The sequence below is a fragment of the Pseudomonas sp. YJ42 genome (genome assembly GCF_047225135.1).
Lineage (GTDB): Bacteria > Pseudomonadota > Gammaproteobacteria > Pseudomonadales > Pseudomonadaceae > Stutzerimonas > Stutzerimonas stutzeri_E.
In genome coordinates, this window is the sequence record NZ_CP178378.1 from 1,535,372 (window position 1) to 1,550,788 (window position 15,417).

Below are 15,417 nucleotides of genomic sequence, written 5' to 3' on the forward strand. Positions count from 1 at the left end.
ATTTAGCCCGTCAGGGCTTGATCTGCTTGAACTCGTTGAGCAAGCCGAACAGCTGCTGCAGTTTTTCCTCGCCGAATTGCTCCTGGATCCGCCGATAGTTGGCTTCCATGTCCTCGCTCATGGACAGGAAGCACTGATGCCCCTTCTCCGTGAGGTTGATGTGCACGCGCCGCTGGTCGTGGGCCGGCTTACGGCGGCTGACGATACCGTCGCGCTCCAGACGCGTCAGCACGCCAGTCATGCTCGGTTTGAGAATGCAGGCGAGCTCGGCCAGCCGATAGCTCTCCATCTCGCCATGCTGGCGGAGTATGCGTATGACCCGCCATTGCTGCTCGGTCAGGCCGTGCTGATTGAGCGACGGACGGAAAAAGCTCATGGCGGCCTCGCGGGCCTGCAAGAGTGTCAGCGTGAGGGATGGACGTGTTGGCATGGGATTCCGAGTTCGAGTTGGAATGATGAACATTTTAACGTTCGCATGATGATCCCTGGCAAGCGCTGCCGACAAAAGCAGGCTTCTGGCAAGCATGAACATATCGCGCTGCACGCAGAGTCAAGCCACCTGCAACGAGGGATCTTAACCTCCGACATCCAAGAGGCATCTGTTCAGCGATGCCAACATTGAAGCGGGAGCACTCAAATGTCTGCCTTGATCGACGTGATCCAACCAGTAACTCAATTCCTTCAGAAACGACACGCCTCGTTCATTGACGGTCAATCCTTATCCGACCAAGGCGGCGCCAGCCACACGCTGCATAACCCGGCCACCGGCGAGCCGTTGGCTACAACAGTCCAGGCCGACGCTGCCGAAGTCGATGCGATCGTGCTGTCGGCACACCAGGCGTTCACCTCCGGGCGTTGGAGCAAGCTAGCACCGGCCGAACGCGAACGTACACTGCTGCGCTTCGCCGATCTGGTCGAAGCGCACGGTGAAGAACTGGCGCAGATCGAAACGCTGAACCAGGGCAAGTCGATCCACCTGTCCCGCGCCATCGAGGTTGGCGCCTCGGTCAACTACATGCGCTACATGGCGGGCTGGGCCACCAAGATCGAAGGCCAAACCTTCGACGTCTCGATCCCTATCCCGGCTGGTGCGCGTTTCAATGCTTATACCCGTCGCGAGCCTGCAGGAGTGGTTGCGGGCATCGTGCCGTGGAATTTTCCGATGATGATCGCGCTGTGGAAGGTCATGCCTGCACTGGCCTGCGGCTGCACCATCGTCATCAAACCGGCCGACGAAACGCCACTGACGGCATTACGCCTGGCCGAACTGGCCATCGAAGCCGGCATCCCTGCAGGCGTGTTCAACGTACTGATCGGCAAAGGTTCGCAAGCCGGCGCAGCACTGGTCGCCCATCCGCTGGTCAACAAGGTCTCGTTTACCGGCTCGACCGCGGTCGGCAAGCAGGTCGGTATCGCCGCGTTGAACAACATGACCCGCTTCACCCTGGAGCTCGGCGGCAAGAACCCGATGCTGGTTCTGGAAGACGCGGACATCGAGAAAGCTGTCGCCGGCGCCATTGGTGGCGGTTTGCTCAATCAGGGACAGGTGTGCGCAGCCGCCTCTCGCCTCTATGTGCACCGCAGCCAGTACAACCGGTTCGTCGAGGCGCTCAGCGCAGCAGTGTCGGGAATGACCATCGGCGCGGGCCTGGACCCGAATGCGCAGATCAACCCGCTGGTATCCCAAAAGCACCAAGCCAGCGTATTGAATTACCTCGAAATCACCCGAAGGGAAGGCGCACGTTTCGCAACCGGCGGCCAGACCATGGACCTTCCGGGCTATTTCGTTCAGCCCACGGTGCTGTGCGACATGGAACAGAAATCCACCCCCATCCAGGAAGAAATCTTCGGCCCGGTGCTTTCAGTCATGGCCTACGACGACCTGGAGCGCGCGGTGGAGATGGTCAATGACAGCCGCTACGGCCTGACCGCGAGCATCTGGAGCAACGATCTGGGCCGGGTCATGGACCTGATCCCCCGTATCGAAGCCGGAACCGTCTGGGTCAACAACCACGTGCCGGTCGATCCGAACATGCCGTTCGGCGGTTTCAAGCAGTCGGGCATGGGCCGTGAATTCGGCCGCGCAGCGATTGAAGGATTCACCGAAACCAAGTCGGTGTGCATCACCTACTGATCGAAGTGGATGCCGTGGGCGCACGGCTCGGCCAGCAAGTCGACCAAACGACCAGCAGACTCCCTTGACATTCATTAACATATTAACTACAAAGTTAACATCTTAACGAGCTGCAGACGGACAGGTTCGCAGCCAAGTATCGGAGAACAACGATGGCCCGCTCCCTAGACCAGGCAGCCTCCGGCACCCTGTTCGGCATTGCGCTGAACTACAAAGGGCTGCTCGATAGCCGGATGGATGAGTTCCAGCAAGCGCCTTACCAAAAGCCGCCGGTCAAGCCGGTGCTGTTCATCAAGACGCCTAATACGCGCAATGCCGATGGTCAGCCGGTGGTATTCCCCGCTGGGGTGGAACGCCTTCAGCCCGGCCCTGCACTGGGCGTGGTGATCGGCAAGCGCGCCAGCCGCGTGAGCGAAGCCGACGCCATGAGCCATGTGGCGGGCTACACCATCGTCAACGAATTCAGCCTGCCGGAAGACAGCTACTACCGCCCCGCGGTGAAAGCCAAATGTCGTGACGGCTTCTGCCCGATTGGCCCTGAGCTGGTGGAAGCCAGCCAGATCACCGACCCGAACGCCCTGACCCTGCGCCTGCTGCTCAACGGCGAAGTCCGCCAGGAAAACAGTACCGCCAACTGGGTGCGCACCATCCCCCAGCTGATCGCCGAACTGAGCGACTTCATGACCCTGAACGAAGGCGACGTGCTCATCACCGGCACCCCGGAGGGCCGTGTGGACGTCAAGCCCGGTGACACCGTAGTGGTGGAAATAACCGGTCTGGGCAAGCTGACCAACACCGTGGTTGCGGAATAAGGAGCCAATGATGAAACGCGCACGTATCCGCTATCAGGGCGAAACCTATGACGTCACCGTCGAAGCCGAAAACGCCGTCCGCCTGCCCAGCGGTGAGCTGCTGCTCGAAGACCAGGTCGAATGGCTGCCCCCGGCCAATGGCAGCATGTTTGCCCTGGGGCTGAACTACGCCGACCACGCCGCCGAGCTTTCCTTCAAGGCGCCGACCGAGCCACTCGCCTTCATCAAGTCGCCGGGGACCTACACCGGCCACAAGCAGGTCACCTGGCGCCCGGACAACGTGAAGTACATGCATTACGAGTGTGAACTGGTGGCCGTGATCGGCAAGCCGGCGCGCAACGTCAAACGCGAAGAAGCCCTCGACTATCTGGCCGGCTACACCGTCTGCAACGACTACGCGATCCGCGATTACCTCGAGAATTACTACCGTCCCAACCTGCGCGTGAAGAACCGCGACAGCACCACCCCGGTCGGCCCCTGGATCGTCGACGCCGCCGAAGTGCCGGACCCGTCCAATCTGAAGCTGCGCACCTGGATCAACGGTGAGCTGAAGCAGGAAGGCTCCACGTCGGACATGATTTTCGATATCCCCTACCTGATCGAATATTTCTCCAGCTTCATGACCCTGCAGCCGGGCGACATGATCGCCACCGGCACGCCCGAAGGCCTGGCCGATGTGGTGCCGGGTGATGAAGTCGTTGTGGAAGTGGAAGGCGTAGGCCGTCTCGTCAATACCATCGTCAGCGAAGAAGAGTTTTTCGCGGCGCGTGCAGAAGAGGTTTGAATACATGATCAAGCATTGGATCAACGGCCGTGAGGTCGAGAGCAAAGAGACCTTCACCAACTACAACCCGGCCACCATGGAAGCCATCGGCGAAGTCGCCAGCGGCGGTGCCGACGAGGTGAACCAGGCTGTTGCGGCCGCCAAGGAAGCCTTCCCCAAGTGGGCTGGCCTGCCGGCCAAGGAACGCGCTCGCCTGATGCGCAAGCTGGGTGAGCTGATCGACCAGAACGTGCCGAAGCTGGCCGAACTGGAGACACTGGACACCGGCCTGCCGATCCACCAGACCAAGAACGTGCTGATCCCGCGGGCCTCGCACAACTTCGACTTTTTCGCTGAAGTCTGCACGCGCATGAATGGTCACACCTACCCGGTCGATGACCAGATGCTCAATTACACCCTGCATCAGCCGGTGGGTGTGTGTGGCCTGGTGTCGCCGTGGAATGTGCCGTTCATGACAGCCACCTGGAAAACCGCGCCCTGCCTCGCACTGGGCAACACCGCCGTTCTGAAGATGAGCGAGCTGTCACCGTTGACGGCGAACGAACTGGGCCGCCTGGCCCTTGAAGCCGGCATCCCCAACGGCGTATTGAACGTCATCCAGGGTTATGGACACATCGCCGGCGACGCGCTGGTCAAGCACCCGGACGTGCGTGCCATCTCCTTCACCGGCGGCACCGCCACCGGCAAGAAGATCATGGCCAACGCCGGCCTGAAGAAGTACTCCATGGAGCTGGGCGGCAAGAGCCCGGTACTGATCTTCGACGATGCCGATCTCGACCGGGCGCTGGATGCCGCGCTATTCACCATCTTCTCGCTCAACGGCGAGCGCTGCACCGCTGGCAGCCGTGTCTTCATCCAGGAAAGCGTCTACGCGAAGTTCGTCGACGAGTTCGCCGCCCGCGCCAAGCGGCTGATTGTCGGTGACCCGCAGGATCCGAAGACCCAGGTCGGTTCGATGATCACCCAGGCTCACTACGACAAGGTCACTGGCTACATCAAGATCGGCATGGAAGAAGGCGCCACCCTGGTTGCCGGTGGCCTCGAGCGCCCTGCGGGCCTCCCGGCTCATCTGTCCAAAGGCCAGTTCATCCAGCCGACGGTGTTCGCCGACGTGAACAACAAGATGCGCATCGCCCAGGAGGAAATCTTCGGCCCGGTGGTCTGCCTGATCCCCTTCAAGGACGAAGCCGAAGCCCTGCGTTTGGCCAACGACACCGAGTACGGCCTGGCCTCCTACATCTGGACCCAGGACATCGGCAAGGCGCACCGTCTGGCTGCGGGTATCGAAGCGGGCATGGTGTTCATCAACAGCCAGAACGTGCGCGACCTGCGTCAGCCGTTCGGTGGCGTGAAGGGCTCGGGCACCGGCCGCGAAGGTGGCGAGTACAGCTTCGAGGTGTTCACCGAAGTGAAGAACGTCTGCATCTCCATGGGCAGTCACCACATCCCGCGTTGGGGCGTGTAAGGCAGCCGGCGGGCGCCAGCGCGCCCGCCACCACTGAACAACAAGAGCCCTCCGGGGCCAGGGAGAACCGTCATGGGCGAAGTCGTCCTCGCAGCAAAGATCTGCCACGTTCCTTCGATGTATCTGTCCGAACTGCCCGGCCCGAACCACGGCTGCCGGGAACAAGCGATCGCCGGCCACAAGGAAATTTCCCGCCGCGCCCGTGAGTTGGGTGCCGACACCGCCGTGGTGTTCGATGTGCACTGGCTGGTCAACAGCGGCTATCACATCAACTGTGGCGAGCACTTCAAGGGCATCTACACCAGCAACGAGCTGCCGCACTTCATCAAGGACATGGACTACGAGTATCAGGGCTGCCCGGAGCTGGGCGCGTTGATCGCTGAAGAGGCCAATGCCGCCGATGTGCGTACCCTGGCGCACAACATCCCGAGCCTGGAGCTGGAATACGGCACCCTCGTCCCGATGCGCTACATGCACATGGGCGTGCCCGACGATCAGCAGCTGAAGGTGGTTTCCATCGCCGCCTGGTGCGCCTGGCACCGCCTGGAAGACAGCTTCACCTTTGGCGCAGCCGTGCGCCGCGCCATCGAGAAGAGCGACCGCAAGGTGCTGGTGCTGGCCTCCGGCTCGCTGTCGCACCGCTTCTCCGATGACCGCATCGCTCAGCAGAACCTGAACAACTGGAGCCGCGAATTCGACAAGCAGGTCGACCATCACGTGGTCAAGCTTTGGCAGGAAGGCCGCTTCAAGGAGTTCTGCGCCATGCTGCCGGACTACGCCGAGCACTGCTATGGCGAAGGCAAGATGCACGACACCGCAATGCTGCTCGGCCTGCTCGGCGGCCCGGAATATAGCGGCAAGGTGGAAGTCATCACTCCGCTGTTCGGCAGCTCCGGCACCGGCCAGATCAACGCCATTTTCCCGCTCTGACCCGGCACTCGGAGGCCCCTATGCCACATCTGGTTCTGCTCTATACCGCCGACCTGGAAGCCGAGGTGCCGATGGGCACACTCTGCCGCGAGCTGGCTGACACCATGCTCGAGCAGCGCGACGAGGCCGGCAAAGCCGTGTTTCCCAAGGGCGGCACCCGTGTGCTGGCCTACCCTGCCGCGCATTCGGCGGTGGCTGACGGCCAGGGCGACTATGGCTTTCTCTACGCCAACCTGCGGATGGGCAGCGGTCGCAGCCAGGCCGTGCACCAGACGGTCGGCGCGGCCCTGAGCGCCGTACTAGCGCGCCACACCGAGGCCGTGCGAGCGCGTCGCCCAGTAGGCGTGACGCTGCAGATCGATGAAAGCCCGGGTCAGGTATTCGATGCCAAGCACAGCAGCCTGCACCCCCTGTTCAACAAGAATTCCTGAGGACACCCAATGCTCGACGCCTCCGTCATCCAACAGTGCGCCGCACGGCTGGACGCAGCCGAACGCTCACGGCAGCAGATTCGCCAGTTCTCGCTGGAGCATCCCGAAATCTCCATCGAGGACGCCTACGCCATCCAGCGCGCCTGGGTGGACATGAAGATCAAGGATGGCCGCAAGCTGGTCGGCCACAAGATCGGCCTGACCTCGCGAGCCATGCAGGTCTCGTCCAACATCACCGAGCCGGACTACGGCGCGCTGCTCGACGACATGCTGTTCGACGAGGGCACCGACATTCCCTTCGAGCGCTTCATCGTGCCGCGCGTGGAAGTCGAACTGGCGTTCATCCTCGGCAAACCGCTGAAGGGCCCGAACTGCACCATCTTCGACGTGCTGGACGCCACCGAATACGTGATTCCCGCGCTGGAAATCATTGATGCACGCATCCATCAGGTTGACCCCGACACCAAGGTCACCCGCAAGGTCTTCGATACCATCTCCGACAACGCGGCCAATGGTGGCGTGGTCATGGGCGGCCGGCCGATACGACCCCACGACATGGACCTGCGCCGCGTCCCGGCGATCCTCTACCGCAACGGCGTCATCGAGGAGTCGGGCGTTTCCGCCGCGGTGCTCAATCACCCGGCCAAAGGCGTGGCCTGGCTGGCGAACAAGCTGGCGCCGTATGACGTCACCCTGCAGCCGGGCCAGATCATCCTCGGCGGCTCCTTCACCCGTCCGGTCGCCGCCAACCCAGGCGACAGCTTCCACGTCGATTACGACCAGCTGGGCTCCATCGCCTGCCGGTTCGTTTAACGAGCACTGGGGCTGGGGACGGGGGGTAGGCATGGGACAGACAGAATTCCGTGAGCCGTGCACCCAGCCCCAGCGCCTCAATTGAGGAGTCCACCATGGACCTTCCAGTCAACACCTTCAAACAACGCCTGAAATCGGGCGAAGCGCAGATCGGCCTCTGGGTCGGACTGGCCGAACCCTATTGCGCCGAGCTGGCAGCCAATGCCGGCTTCGACTGGCTGCTGCTCGATGGCGAACACGCGCCGAACGATGTCCGCAGCCTGCTCGGCCAGCTCCAGGCCGTGGCCGCCTACCCTTCCCATCCGGTGATCCGCCCGCCCATAGGCGATGCCGTGGTGATCAAGCAGCTACTGGATCTCGGTGCGCAGACGCTTCTGGTACCGATGGTGGATTCCCGTGACCAGGCCGAGCAGCTGGTACGCGCCATTCACTACCCGCCCAAGGGCATTCGCGGTGTGGGCAGTGCGCTGGCTCGCGCCTCGCGCTGGAACACCGTTCCTGGCTACCTCACTCATGCCGACGAACAGATCTGCCTGCTGGTGCAGATCGAGAACCTGGAAGGTCTCGCGCATCTCGATGAAATCGTCGCAGTCGATGGCGTGGATGGCGTGTTCATCGGCCCGGCTGATCTATCCGCTTCGATGGGCCATCGCGGCAATCCGGGCCATCCGGATGTACAGGCTGCCATCGAGGATGCCATCGAGCGTATCCGTCGCGCCGGCAAGGCCGCGGGCATCCTCTCGGCCGACCAAACGCTGGCACGCCGCTACATCGAACTCGGCGCAGCCTTCGTCGCGGTCGGCGTCGATACCACCATTCTGATGCGCGGGCTGCAGAGCCTGGCCGCCGCATTCAAGGACGCCCCCGCCCCGACTACCGGTGGCGGCGGCGTTTACTAAACGAGGTCGAGATGAATCTGAATGACTCCTCACTGCTGCGCCAGAACGCCTACGTTGATGGCCAGTGGATCGAAGCCGAAGACGGTGCCCGCTTCGCCGTGCGTAACCCAGCCGATAACAGCGTCATCACCGAAGTCGCCTCGGTTGGCGTGAGCGAAACCCGCCGCGCCATCGAGGCCGCCGAACGGGCCTGGCCGGCCTGGCGCGACAAGACCGCCAAGGAACGCGCCGCCATCCTGCGCCGCTGGTTCGAACTGATCATGGCCAATCAGGAAGACCTGGCGCGCCTGCTGAGTTGGGAACAGGGCAAGCCGCTGGCCGAAAGCCGTGGCGAAATCGCCTACGGCGCGAGCTTTATCGAGTGGTTCGCCGAAGAGGCCAAGCGGGTTTACGGCGATGTGATCCCGCACGACAAACAGGGCCGTCGCCTCGTGGTGATCAAGCAGCCGATCGGTGTGGTTGCAGCCATCACACCGTGGAACTTCCCCAATGCCATGATTACCCGCAAGGCCGGTCCGGCCCTGGCCGCCGGTTGCACCGTGGTGCTCAAACCCGCCTCGGAGACGCCGCTGTCAGCCCTCGCACTGGCCGAACTCGGCGAGCGTGCGGGCATTCCGGCCGGTGTGTTCAACGTGGTGCCGGGCACCAATTCCCGCGCCATCGGTGGTGAACTGACCGGTAACCCGAAGGTGCGCAAGCTCTCCTTCACCGGCTCCACCGGCATCGGCAAATTGCTCATGGCCCAATGCGCCGAAAGCATCAAGAAGGTCAGCCTGGAGCTGGGCGGCAACGCGCCCTTCATCGTCTTCGACGACGCCGATCTGGATGCGGCCGTACAGGGCGCGCTGGGATCGAAGTTCCGCAACACCGGGCAGACCTGCGTCTGTACCAACCGCGTATTGGTCCAGGCCGGCGTGTATGAAGAATTTTCCAAGCGTCTGAGCGAGGCCGTTGCCGCCATGAAAGTCGCCCCGGCCACAGACGACGGCGCTCAACAGGGCCCGCTGATCAACGAGAAAGCAGTCGCCAAGGTCGTCGAGCACATCGAAGATGCCGTGTCCAAGGGTGCCCGCGTGCTCACTGGCGGCAAATCCCATGCCCTGGGCGGAAGCTTCTTCGAGCCGACCGTGTTGGCCGATGTCACGCCTGACATGCTGGTCGCACGCGACGAAACCTTTGGCCCGCTGGCGCCGATCTTCCGCTTCGAGACCGAAGAGCAGGCAATCGCCATGGCCAACGATACCGAGTTCGGTCTGGCCTCCTACCTCTACACCCAGAACCTGGGCCGCGCCTGGCGCGTGAGCGAGGCACTGGAGTACGGCATGGTGGGCGTCAACGAGGGGCTGATTTCGACCGAAGTCGCTCCCTTCGGCGGCATCAAGCAATCGGGCCTCGGTCGCGAAGGCTCCCATTACGGAATCGACGATTACATCGAGCAAAAATACATGTGCCTTGGCATCGGCTGAGGCTTCCGAACTCCTCGTGTCACCTTCTTAGCCGGCTCACCACCGGCTCTTTTTTGGGAGTTGAGTATGAATAGACGCCTCCTACAGGCGGTTCTCCCACTGGCCGTAACGCTTGGCTTATCCGGCTGCAGCACCTCCAGCGATACCGATCTGCACGCGCGCTTCACCGCCGCGCTGCAGAAGGAAATCGATAACCGCGCGCTCGCTAGACACGTAGTGCCGGTTCTGGCTGAACGGCATGCGGGTAGCGACCAAGGCCAGTTCTGGTCCAGCTACACCGCGCTGGAGATTCTTCAGGCGCCCCGTTACACCGCCATTGCCGAACGCCACGGCTTCGCACCCGCCAGGCTGAAGACGCGGATCAAGGGGGATGCTTCGCTGTTGATCAGTTGGGCTTTCCCGCAGCGCTTCACTCGCTCTCTGGCCGGCGCAACGGAGAAATACGTCGAGGAGCTGCGCGCCATCCCGGTGCCACCTGATCCGGAAGATGCCGAATTCCGTCAGTACATGATCGAGCAGGAAGAGGCTCAGGTTAAGGCGCTCGCCCAAGCGGCCGCTGGGCGCTATCAGGCAGCGGCTGACGAACTTGAGGCGTTCATTGCCATGACCCGATGCGCCTCGGGTGAAGCCAACAGCTCGGCAGCTCTGGCGGGCTGCGATGGCTGAGCCGTAAGGCGCACAGAACCGTGTTCCCTGCGCTCGGCTTCTAGCCGATATCGGCAAATATTGAGCGCATCGGCCCGCATGGGAATGGAAATTGCCTTAACCAGATATCGCAGGATTCAACCCCCAGAGGGTTACCGAAATGCACAGTGCCATCATCGATCAAGCCGTGCCGCTACCGATCATTCGCTATCGGCAGACATTCGACATCGAGGATCACGCCGGCGGCTTGGACGGCTGGCAGTTGCGCTACGACCAGCTCACCCCCGGTGTATTCAAGGGCAGCATCAGCCAGATGCACCTCGAAGGCCTGCAACTGGTTCATGATCGAGCCAACCAGGCAATGACCAAGCAGGGCGAAACCTGGAAAGGTGCCATCAGCTTCAGTTTGCCGCTGCACGTACCAAACAGCAGTTTCCATTGCCTTGGCCATTCGGTCATTGGCCGAAATCTGCTGGTCACACGAGGCGAAGACTTGCCCGAGCTGCGAACGCCAGCCGATCTAGATCTGCTCTGCATCGCCGTTGACGAGTCGCTGCTTCGCGACAGGCTGGAAAGGAACCTCCAGTTGACCAGCCTGCCATCGATGCCTCACTGGTATCGCATGGTGGACGCAGAGAGTCATACCGCGCTGGTCGAGCTGTGTAGCAGTCTGCTCGATGCGCATGCCAACAAAACCAACGACCTACTCGGATACGCCGCTATACGCGCCGGTATTCGTGATGCCGTGGTCATGCACCTGCTGGATCTGATCGACGATCAGGAGGTGAATCTGCTGGAACCCAACGCACGTAAGCGCCTGGTCGACCGTGCGCGCGAATACGCGTTGGCGAACCGCGACGCCCCACCCACGATCTTGGAACTCTGCGACAAGGTCGGCGCCTCGCGTCGCAAGCTTCAGTACTGTTTCCAGGAGACGCTGGGGATCAATCCGGTGGCGTACCTGCGGGCGTTGCGACTGAATGCTGCGCATCGCGCGCTGATCACAAGTGACGGCACGCTATCGGTGCAGACAGTGGCGGCCAGCTGGGGATTCTGGCACCTCAGCCGCTTCGCCAGCGACTATCGCCAACTGTTTGGTGAATTGCCTTCGGACACGCTTCGCCGTGCTCGATGAAACTGTGCTGATTTCGGATAACCCCCTTCGCTGACCTGTCCATAGGCTTCCCCTACCCATAACAACAAAACAGGGGAACAGCATGAAAGGACATCGCACGATGGCCGCCAAGGGATTGCTTTGCGTATCGATCCTGGCCACATCCGGCATTGCGCTGGCTACCGAAGGCGGCGCGCCCACGACTCCCAATGGCGTGTACGACTTCGGCGCCGGTTTCACACCGCCAGCGACGCCTACCGGCACCGTCGGTCTGCGCACGGCGTTCTACTCGGCCAACCGGCTGATGGACGCCAGCGGAGACAAAACCCCGGTGGACTTCTCGATCGATGTCCTGTCCATCGGACTGGCGTATATCCGCATGACCGACCAGCAGTTCCTCGGCGCGCGATACGGCTTCGGAGCGGTGCTGCCCTTCTTCAAGATGAATGCATCGCTCGATGTCGACACCCCGTTCGGTCCGATATCCCGAGACGCGGAAATGTTTCGCCAGGCAGACGCACAGATCCTCCCACTCATACTGCAGTGGTCGCCTTCACGCAATCTGGGGATCAATACCCAGTTTCAGATCCAGCTACCGACCGGTGACTACGACGAAGATCGCTTGGTTTCGCCCGGGCTCAACCACTGGACCTTCTCGCCAATTCTCAACGCCACCTACATCACCGATGGCGGTTTCGAGATGTCGTCGAGCTTCCAGGTTGACGTCAACACTCGCAACCACGCAACCGACTACAAGAACGGCGTCGAGTACCGCCACGAGTTCGCCGTCGGACAGCACGTCGGCCCCTGGACGCTAGGCCTGGGTGGCTATTACTACCGTCAACTGAGCGATGATGACAGCCCCGACCTCACCAGCGGCAACCGTGGCCGAGTCGCCGCCATCGGGCCCGCTATCAGCTATTTCAAGCCGGGTCTGCCGCCCGTCTGGCTCCACGCTTACAAGGAATTCGGCGCACGCAACAAACCCGAGGGCTACACCGTCGCCCTGCGCTTCTCGCACAGTTTCTGAGGAGACCGAACATGAGCCGGAATCTGTCACCGATACGCCAAGCCAGGACCGGACGCGAAGGCGCCGTACTGATGCTCGGCAGCAGTCTCACTATCATGGGCTCGGTCATGGTCGCGCCGATCTTGCCGAAGCTCTTCGCTGAGTTCGGCCCGGTCGAACCGAAAGCCGACCTGCTCGTTCCGCTGGCCATCACAGGCCCCGCGTTGACCATTGCACTCTTCGCACCGCTGGCTGGATGGCTGGCCGACCGCGTGGGCCGCAAGGCATTGCTGGTGGCTGCCACCATCCTGTACGCCCTCTTGGGCACGTTACCGGCGCTACTGGACAGCTTGCCCGCCATTGTCGGTTCGCGGCTGCTGTTCGGCTGTACCGAAGCGGCAATCATGACCTGCTGCGCCGCCTTGATTGCAGACTACTGGCAGGGAGAGCAACGGTTGCGGCTGGTCAACCTGCAAGTCGTGACGATCGGGCTGATCGGCGCGCTGTTCTTCGTGATTGGCGGCGCGTTGGGTGAGCAGGCATGGCGAGCGCCGTTCTATCTGTATTTGTTGCCCTTGCTGCTGGTGCCATTCATGGCTCGCGTGCTCTGGGAACCGGCAACCATCCGCCAGCAACAGTTGGAAGATGGCGAGGACCAAATTTCCGTCCTGACGCTGGTGATCGGCTATCTGCTGATCTTCGCCGGCATGCTGCTCAACTTCATCGTCCCGGTACAGGCGCCCGCGCTGCTGGTCAGCATCGGCATCACCTCCAGCACGCTGATCGGCGCCTCTGCCGGCCTTGGCCTGCTGGCCTCGCTGGCAGGCGCGCTGCTTTGGCCGGTGTTGCGCCGGACGCTGGGCATCTCCGGATGCAACGCTCTGCTGCTTGGGTTGCTGGCGCTGGGTCTGTGGCTACTGAGCCAAGCCCAGACCTATAACGAGGTGTTGGTGGCGGTATCGCTCCATGGCATCGGTGCCGGTTTGCTGGTCCCCAACGCCATGGCACCGGTGATGAACGCGCTGAGCGCCAACACCCGAGGGCGTGGTCTGGGCGCGTTCACCGCATTCCTCTACCTCGGCCAATTCGCGAGCCCCCTGCTGATCGCGATGCTCGGCGGCTTCAATTACGACCTTCGTGGCGCCATCCAACTGCTGGCCATGCTCAGCCTGACGGGCGGCATCGTCTGGGTCGTCGCGGCCATCCTCAAGCCACATCGTGCTGCAGAAGCCATCGGCCCGCACGCCTGATTCAACTGCCGACGCGCGAGCGTCGGCCTTCACACCTCCGAGGCTTATATGCAAGACATCCAATCACTCATGGACCGCGAGGACGCGACAGGACTCGCCAATTTGGTCAAAGCACGCGAGGTCAGCCACAGCGAGTTGCTGGAAGCTGCGATTGCTCGACTGGAACTCGTAGAGCCGCAGCTCAACGCGGTCGCCGAAAAGCTCTATGACACCGCACGCAAGGCGCCGACGTTCGATGGCCCGTTCGCCGGCGTACCAACGCTGATCAAAGACCTGTTTTCACCGTTGACCGAAGCACGCATGACCAGCGGCTCGATTGCGCTGGGTGAGGCCAGGCCCGGGCTCGACGATGCAGTGGTGAGCCGCCTTCGCACCGCGGGTTGTCAGTTCATCGGCACCAGCACGTCGCCTGAATTCGGCACCTCCTATACCACCGAGTCGACCCGCTTCGGTGCGACCCGCAACCCCTGGGATACAACGCGCAGCGCCGGTGGCTCCAGCGGCGGCGCCGCAGCCTTGGTAGCGGCTCGTGTCGTCCCCTTTGCGCATGGCAATGATGGCGGCGGCTCGCTACGCGTGCCGGCGTCCTGTTGTGGCGTCTTCGGGCTCAAACCCAGCCGCGGTCGCATGCCCAGTGGCCCACTCGTCGGTGAAGGCTGGGCCGGTATGGGTACGCCCCACGCCATCACCCTGTCAGTGCGCGACAGCGCCGCCCTGCTCGATGTGACCGCTGGTGCGGATCTTGGCGCGCCCTACGCCGCCCCTCACCAGAGCATCCCATTCGTTGACTGCCTGACTCGCCGGCCCACCCGGCTGCGCATTGCGGTGATCGAGCATCTGGCTCCCTGGACCAGCAGTGCGGAAGCGCTGGCCGCCGTGCGCCACACCGCGCAGCTGTGCCAGGAGCTGGGTCACCAGGTAAAGCAGACCACACTCCCGGTCAATCCGCTGCCGGTGCTCGACGCGATGTTCGACATCATCGGCGCCAGCACCCGCAGCTACGTCGATATGCTCGGCAAGCTACGGAATCAGCCGGTCGCCGATGAGGAACTGGAGCCCCGAACCCGGATCATTCTGCGCGAGCGAGGCGCCGTCAGCGGGGCACGCTACGCCGATGGCGTCGCCAGCCTCCACGCACTGGGACGCGACCTGGCACGCTTCCTCTGCGACTACGACCTGATACTGACCCCGACGCTGACCCGCGAGCCTCCACGCATCGGGACTCTGGATGCGTTCGATGACCGCCTCGACCTGGCCACGCTGATCGAACACTTCCACAGCTACTCGCCGTTCACCTCGCTGTTCAATGCCAGCGGCCAGCCCGCCATGTCGGTTCCGCTTTACTGGAGCCCGAAGGGTTTGCCGATCGGCTCCCATTTTGCCGCTCGTTTCGGTGAGGAAGGCACCCTGCTCGCCCTCGCCGCGCAGCTTGAAGAAGCCCAGCCATGGAGGGGCCGAGTGCCGGTGGTAAACGCGCTGCAACGCTGAAATGCATAGGCGGGAACGTCTGGACTCCCAACCGGCCAGTCCCGCCGTCCCGTTTCGAGGCTTATCGCAGCAATGTGCGCGCCTAGCCCCGCCTCGAGTTTTCCCGGTGCGGACCTAAACCTTCTGGTTGATATTCGCGCCCGGGCATCGCGGCCAGGATAGACGCACCCATACCGA

At 62.5% G+C, this 15,417-nt stretch carries 15 protein-coding genes; 14 read left to right on the top strand and 1 reads right to left on the bottom strand.

The window, feature by feature from the left end; genetic code table 11:
- Positions 1–10: 10 nt before the first annotated feature.
- Positions 11–430: a homoprotocatechuate degradation operon regulator HpaR gene (gene hpaR, locus ACL0K2_RS06815; protein WP_045163105.1), complete on the bottom strand. Its 420-nt coding sequence runs from the start codon at positions 428–430 to the stop codon at positions 11–13.
- 207 nt (positions 431–637) lie between these two features.
- Between hpaR and ACL0K2_RS06820 the strand changes: the two genes are divergently transcribed.
- The 14 genes from ACL0K2_RS06820 (at position 638) to ACL0K2_RS06885 (ending at position 15,240) form a co-directional block, all read left to right on the top strand.
- Entirely contained in the window at positions 638–2,134 is a 1,497-nt protein-coding gene (locus ACL0K2_RS06820; RefSeq protein ID WP_239611753.1) for an aldehyde dehydrogenase family protein, read from the top strand.
- Positions 2,135–2,286: 152 nt separating this feature from the next.
- Positions 2,287–2,946: a fumarylacetoacetate hydrolase family protein gene (locus ACL0K2_RS06825; RefSeq protein ID WP_413044078.1), complete on the top strand. Its 660-nt coding sequence runs from the start codon at positions 2,287–2,289 to the stop codon at positions 2,944–2,946.
- A gap of 10 nt (positions 2,947–2,956) precedes the next feature.
- Positions 2,957–3,730 (top strand): fumarylacetoacetate hydrolase family protein, encoded by a 774-nt coding sequence (locus tag ACL0K2_RS06830; protein ID WP_413044079.1) that lies wholly within the window; start codon positions 2,957–2,959, stop codon positions 3,728–3,730.
- Positions 3,731–3,734: 4 nt separating this feature from the next.
- The gene (gene hpaE, locus ACL0K2_RS06835) at positions 3,735–5,195 is read left to right on the top strand and encodes a 5-carboxymethyl-2-hydroxymuconate semialdehyde dehydrogenase (protein WP_045163109.1); all 1,461 of its coding nucleotides are present in this window, start codon (positions 3,735–3,737) and stop codon (positions 5,193–5,195) included.
- A gap of 72 nt (positions 5,196–5,267) precedes the next feature.
- The gene (gene hpaD / locus ACL0K2_RS06840) at positions 5,268–6,125 is read left to right on the top strand and encodes a 3,4-dihydroxyphenylacetate 2,3-dioxygenase (RefSeq protein WP_413044080.1); all 858 of its coding nucleotides are present in this window, start codon (positions 5,268–5,270) and stop codon (positions 6,123–6,125) included.
- Positions 6,126–6,145: 20 nt separating this feature from the next.
- The gene (locus ACL0K2_RS06845; protein ID WP_045163111.1) at positions 6,146–6,556 is read left to right on the top strand and encodes a 5-carboxymethyl-2-hydroxymuconate Delta-isomerase; all 411 of its coding nucleotides are present in this window, start codon (positions 6,146–6,148) and stop codon (positions 6,554–6,556) included.
- Between the two features lie 9 nt (positions 6,557–6,565).
- Positions 6,566–7,369: a 2-oxo-hept-4-ene-1,7-dioate hydratase gene (gene hpaH / locus ACL0K2_RS06850; RefSeq protein WP_239611745.1), complete on the top strand. Its 804-nt coding sequence runs from the start codon at positions 6,566–6,568 to the stop codon at positions 7,367–7,369.
- A gap of 95 nt (positions 7,370–7,464) precedes the next feature.
- Complete coding sequence (gene hpaI / locus ACL0K2_RS06855; protein WP_045163113.1) at positions 7,465–8,268, top strand: 4-hydroxy-2-oxoheptanedioate aldolase; 804 nt, start codon at positions 7,465–7,467, stop codon at positions 8,266–8,268.
- Between the two features lie 11 nt (positions 8,269–8,279).
- Positions 8,280–9,734: an NAD-dependent succinate-semialdehyde dehydrogenase gene (locus tag ACL0K2_RS06860; RefSeq protein ID WP_045163114.1), complete on the top strand. Its 1,455-nt coding sequence runs from the start codon at positions 8,280–8,282 to the stop codon at positions 9,732–9,734.
- A 66-nt stretch (positions 9,735–9,800) separates the two neighbouring features.
- The gene (locus ACL0K2_RS06865; RefSeq protein WP_413044081.1) at positions 9,801–10,400 is read left to right on the top strand and encodes a hypothetical protein; all 600 of its coding nucleotides are present in this window, start codon (positions 9,801–9,803) and stop codon (positions 10,398–10,400) included.
- Between the two features lie 139 nt (positions 10,401–10,539).
- On the top strand, positions 10,540–11,514 hold the full coding sequence (locus tag ACL0K2_RS06870) for a helix-turn-helix domain-containing protein (protein WP_045163116.1): 975 nt from the start codon (positions 10,540–10,542) through the stop codon (positions 11,512–11,514).
- A 100-nt stretch (positions 11,515–11,614) separates the two neighbouring features.
- Complete coding sequence (locus ACL0K2_RS06875) at positions 11,615–12,523, top strand: transporter (RefSeq protein ID WP_413044447.1); 909 nt, start codon at positions 11,615–11,617, stop codon at positions 12,521–12,523.
- An 11-nt stretch (positions 12,524–12,534) separates the two neighbouring features.
- Positions 12,535–13,752 (top strand): MFS transporter, encoded by a 1,218-nt coding sequence (locus ACL0K2_RS06880; protein WP_045163118.1) that lies wholly within the window; start codon positions 12,535–12,537, stop codon positions 13,750–13,752.
- 48 nt (positions 13,753–13,800) lie between these two features.
- Positions 13,801–15,240, top strand: a complete 1,440-nt coding sequence (locus ACL0K2_RS06885) for an amidase (RefSeq protein WP_045163119.1) — start codon at positions 13,801–13,803, stop codon at positions 15,238–15,240.
- Positions 15,241–15,417 lie beyond the last annotated feature (177 nt).

Coding starts and splice junctions, on each gene's coding strand:
- hpaE (WP_045163109.1), top strand. CDS start 3,735: ATGATCAAGCATTGGATCAACGGCCGTGAGGTCGAGAGCAAAGAGACC.
- ACL0K2_RS06880 (WP_045163118.1), top strand. CDS start 12,535: ATGAGCCGGAATCTGTCACCGATACGCCAAGCCAGGACCGGACGCGAA.
- hpaD (WP_413044080.1), top strand. CDS start 5,268: ATGGGCGAAGTCGTCCTCGCAGCAAAGATCTGCCACGTTCCTTCGATG.
- hpaI (WP_045163113.1), top strand. CDS start 7,465: ATGGACCTTCCAGTCAACACCTTCAAACAACGCCTGAAATCGGGCGAA.
- ACL0K2_RS06860 (WP_045163114.1), top strand. CDS start 8,280: ATGAATCTGAATGACTCCTCACTGCTGCGCCAGAACGCCTACGTTGAT.
- ACL0K2_RS06885 (WP_045163119.1), top strand. CDS start 13,801: ATGCAAGACATCCAATCACTCATGGACCGCGAGGACGCGACAGGACTC.
- ACL0K2_RS06830 (WP_413044079.1), top strand. CDS start 2,957: ATGAAACGCGCACGTATCCGCTATCAGGGCGAAACCTATGACGTCACC.
- ACL0K2_RS06875 (WP_413044447.1), top strand. CDS start 11,615: ATGGCCGCCAAGGGATTGCTTTGCGTATCGATCCTGGCCACATCCGGC.
- hpaR (WP_045163105.1), bottom strand. CDS start 430: ATGCCAACACGTCCATCCCTCACGCTGACACTCTTGCAGGCCCGCGAG.
- hpaH (WP_239611745.1), top strand. CDS start 6,566: ATGCTCGACGCCTCCGTCATCCAACAGTGCGCCGCACGGCTGGACGCA.
- ACL0K2_RS06845 (WP_045163111.1), top strand. CDS start 6,146: ATGCCACATCTGGTTCTGCTCTATACCGCCGACCTGGAAGCCGAGGTG.
- ACL0K2_RS06870 (WP_045163116.1), top strand. CDS start 10,540: ATGCACAGTGCCATCATCGATCAAGCCGTGCCGCTACCGATCATTCGC.
- ACL0K2_RS06825 (WP_413044078.1), top strand. CDS start 2,287: ATGGCCCGCTCCCTAGACCAGGCAGCCTCCGGCACCCTGTTCGGCATT.
- ACL0K2_RS06820 (WP_239611753.1), top strand. CDS start 638: ATGTCTGCCTTGATCGACGTGATCCAACCAGTAACTCAATTCCTTCAG.
- ACL0K2_RS06865 (WP_413044081.1), top strand. CDS start 9,801: ATGAATAGACGCCTCCTACAGGCGGTTCTCCCACTGGCCGTAACGCTT.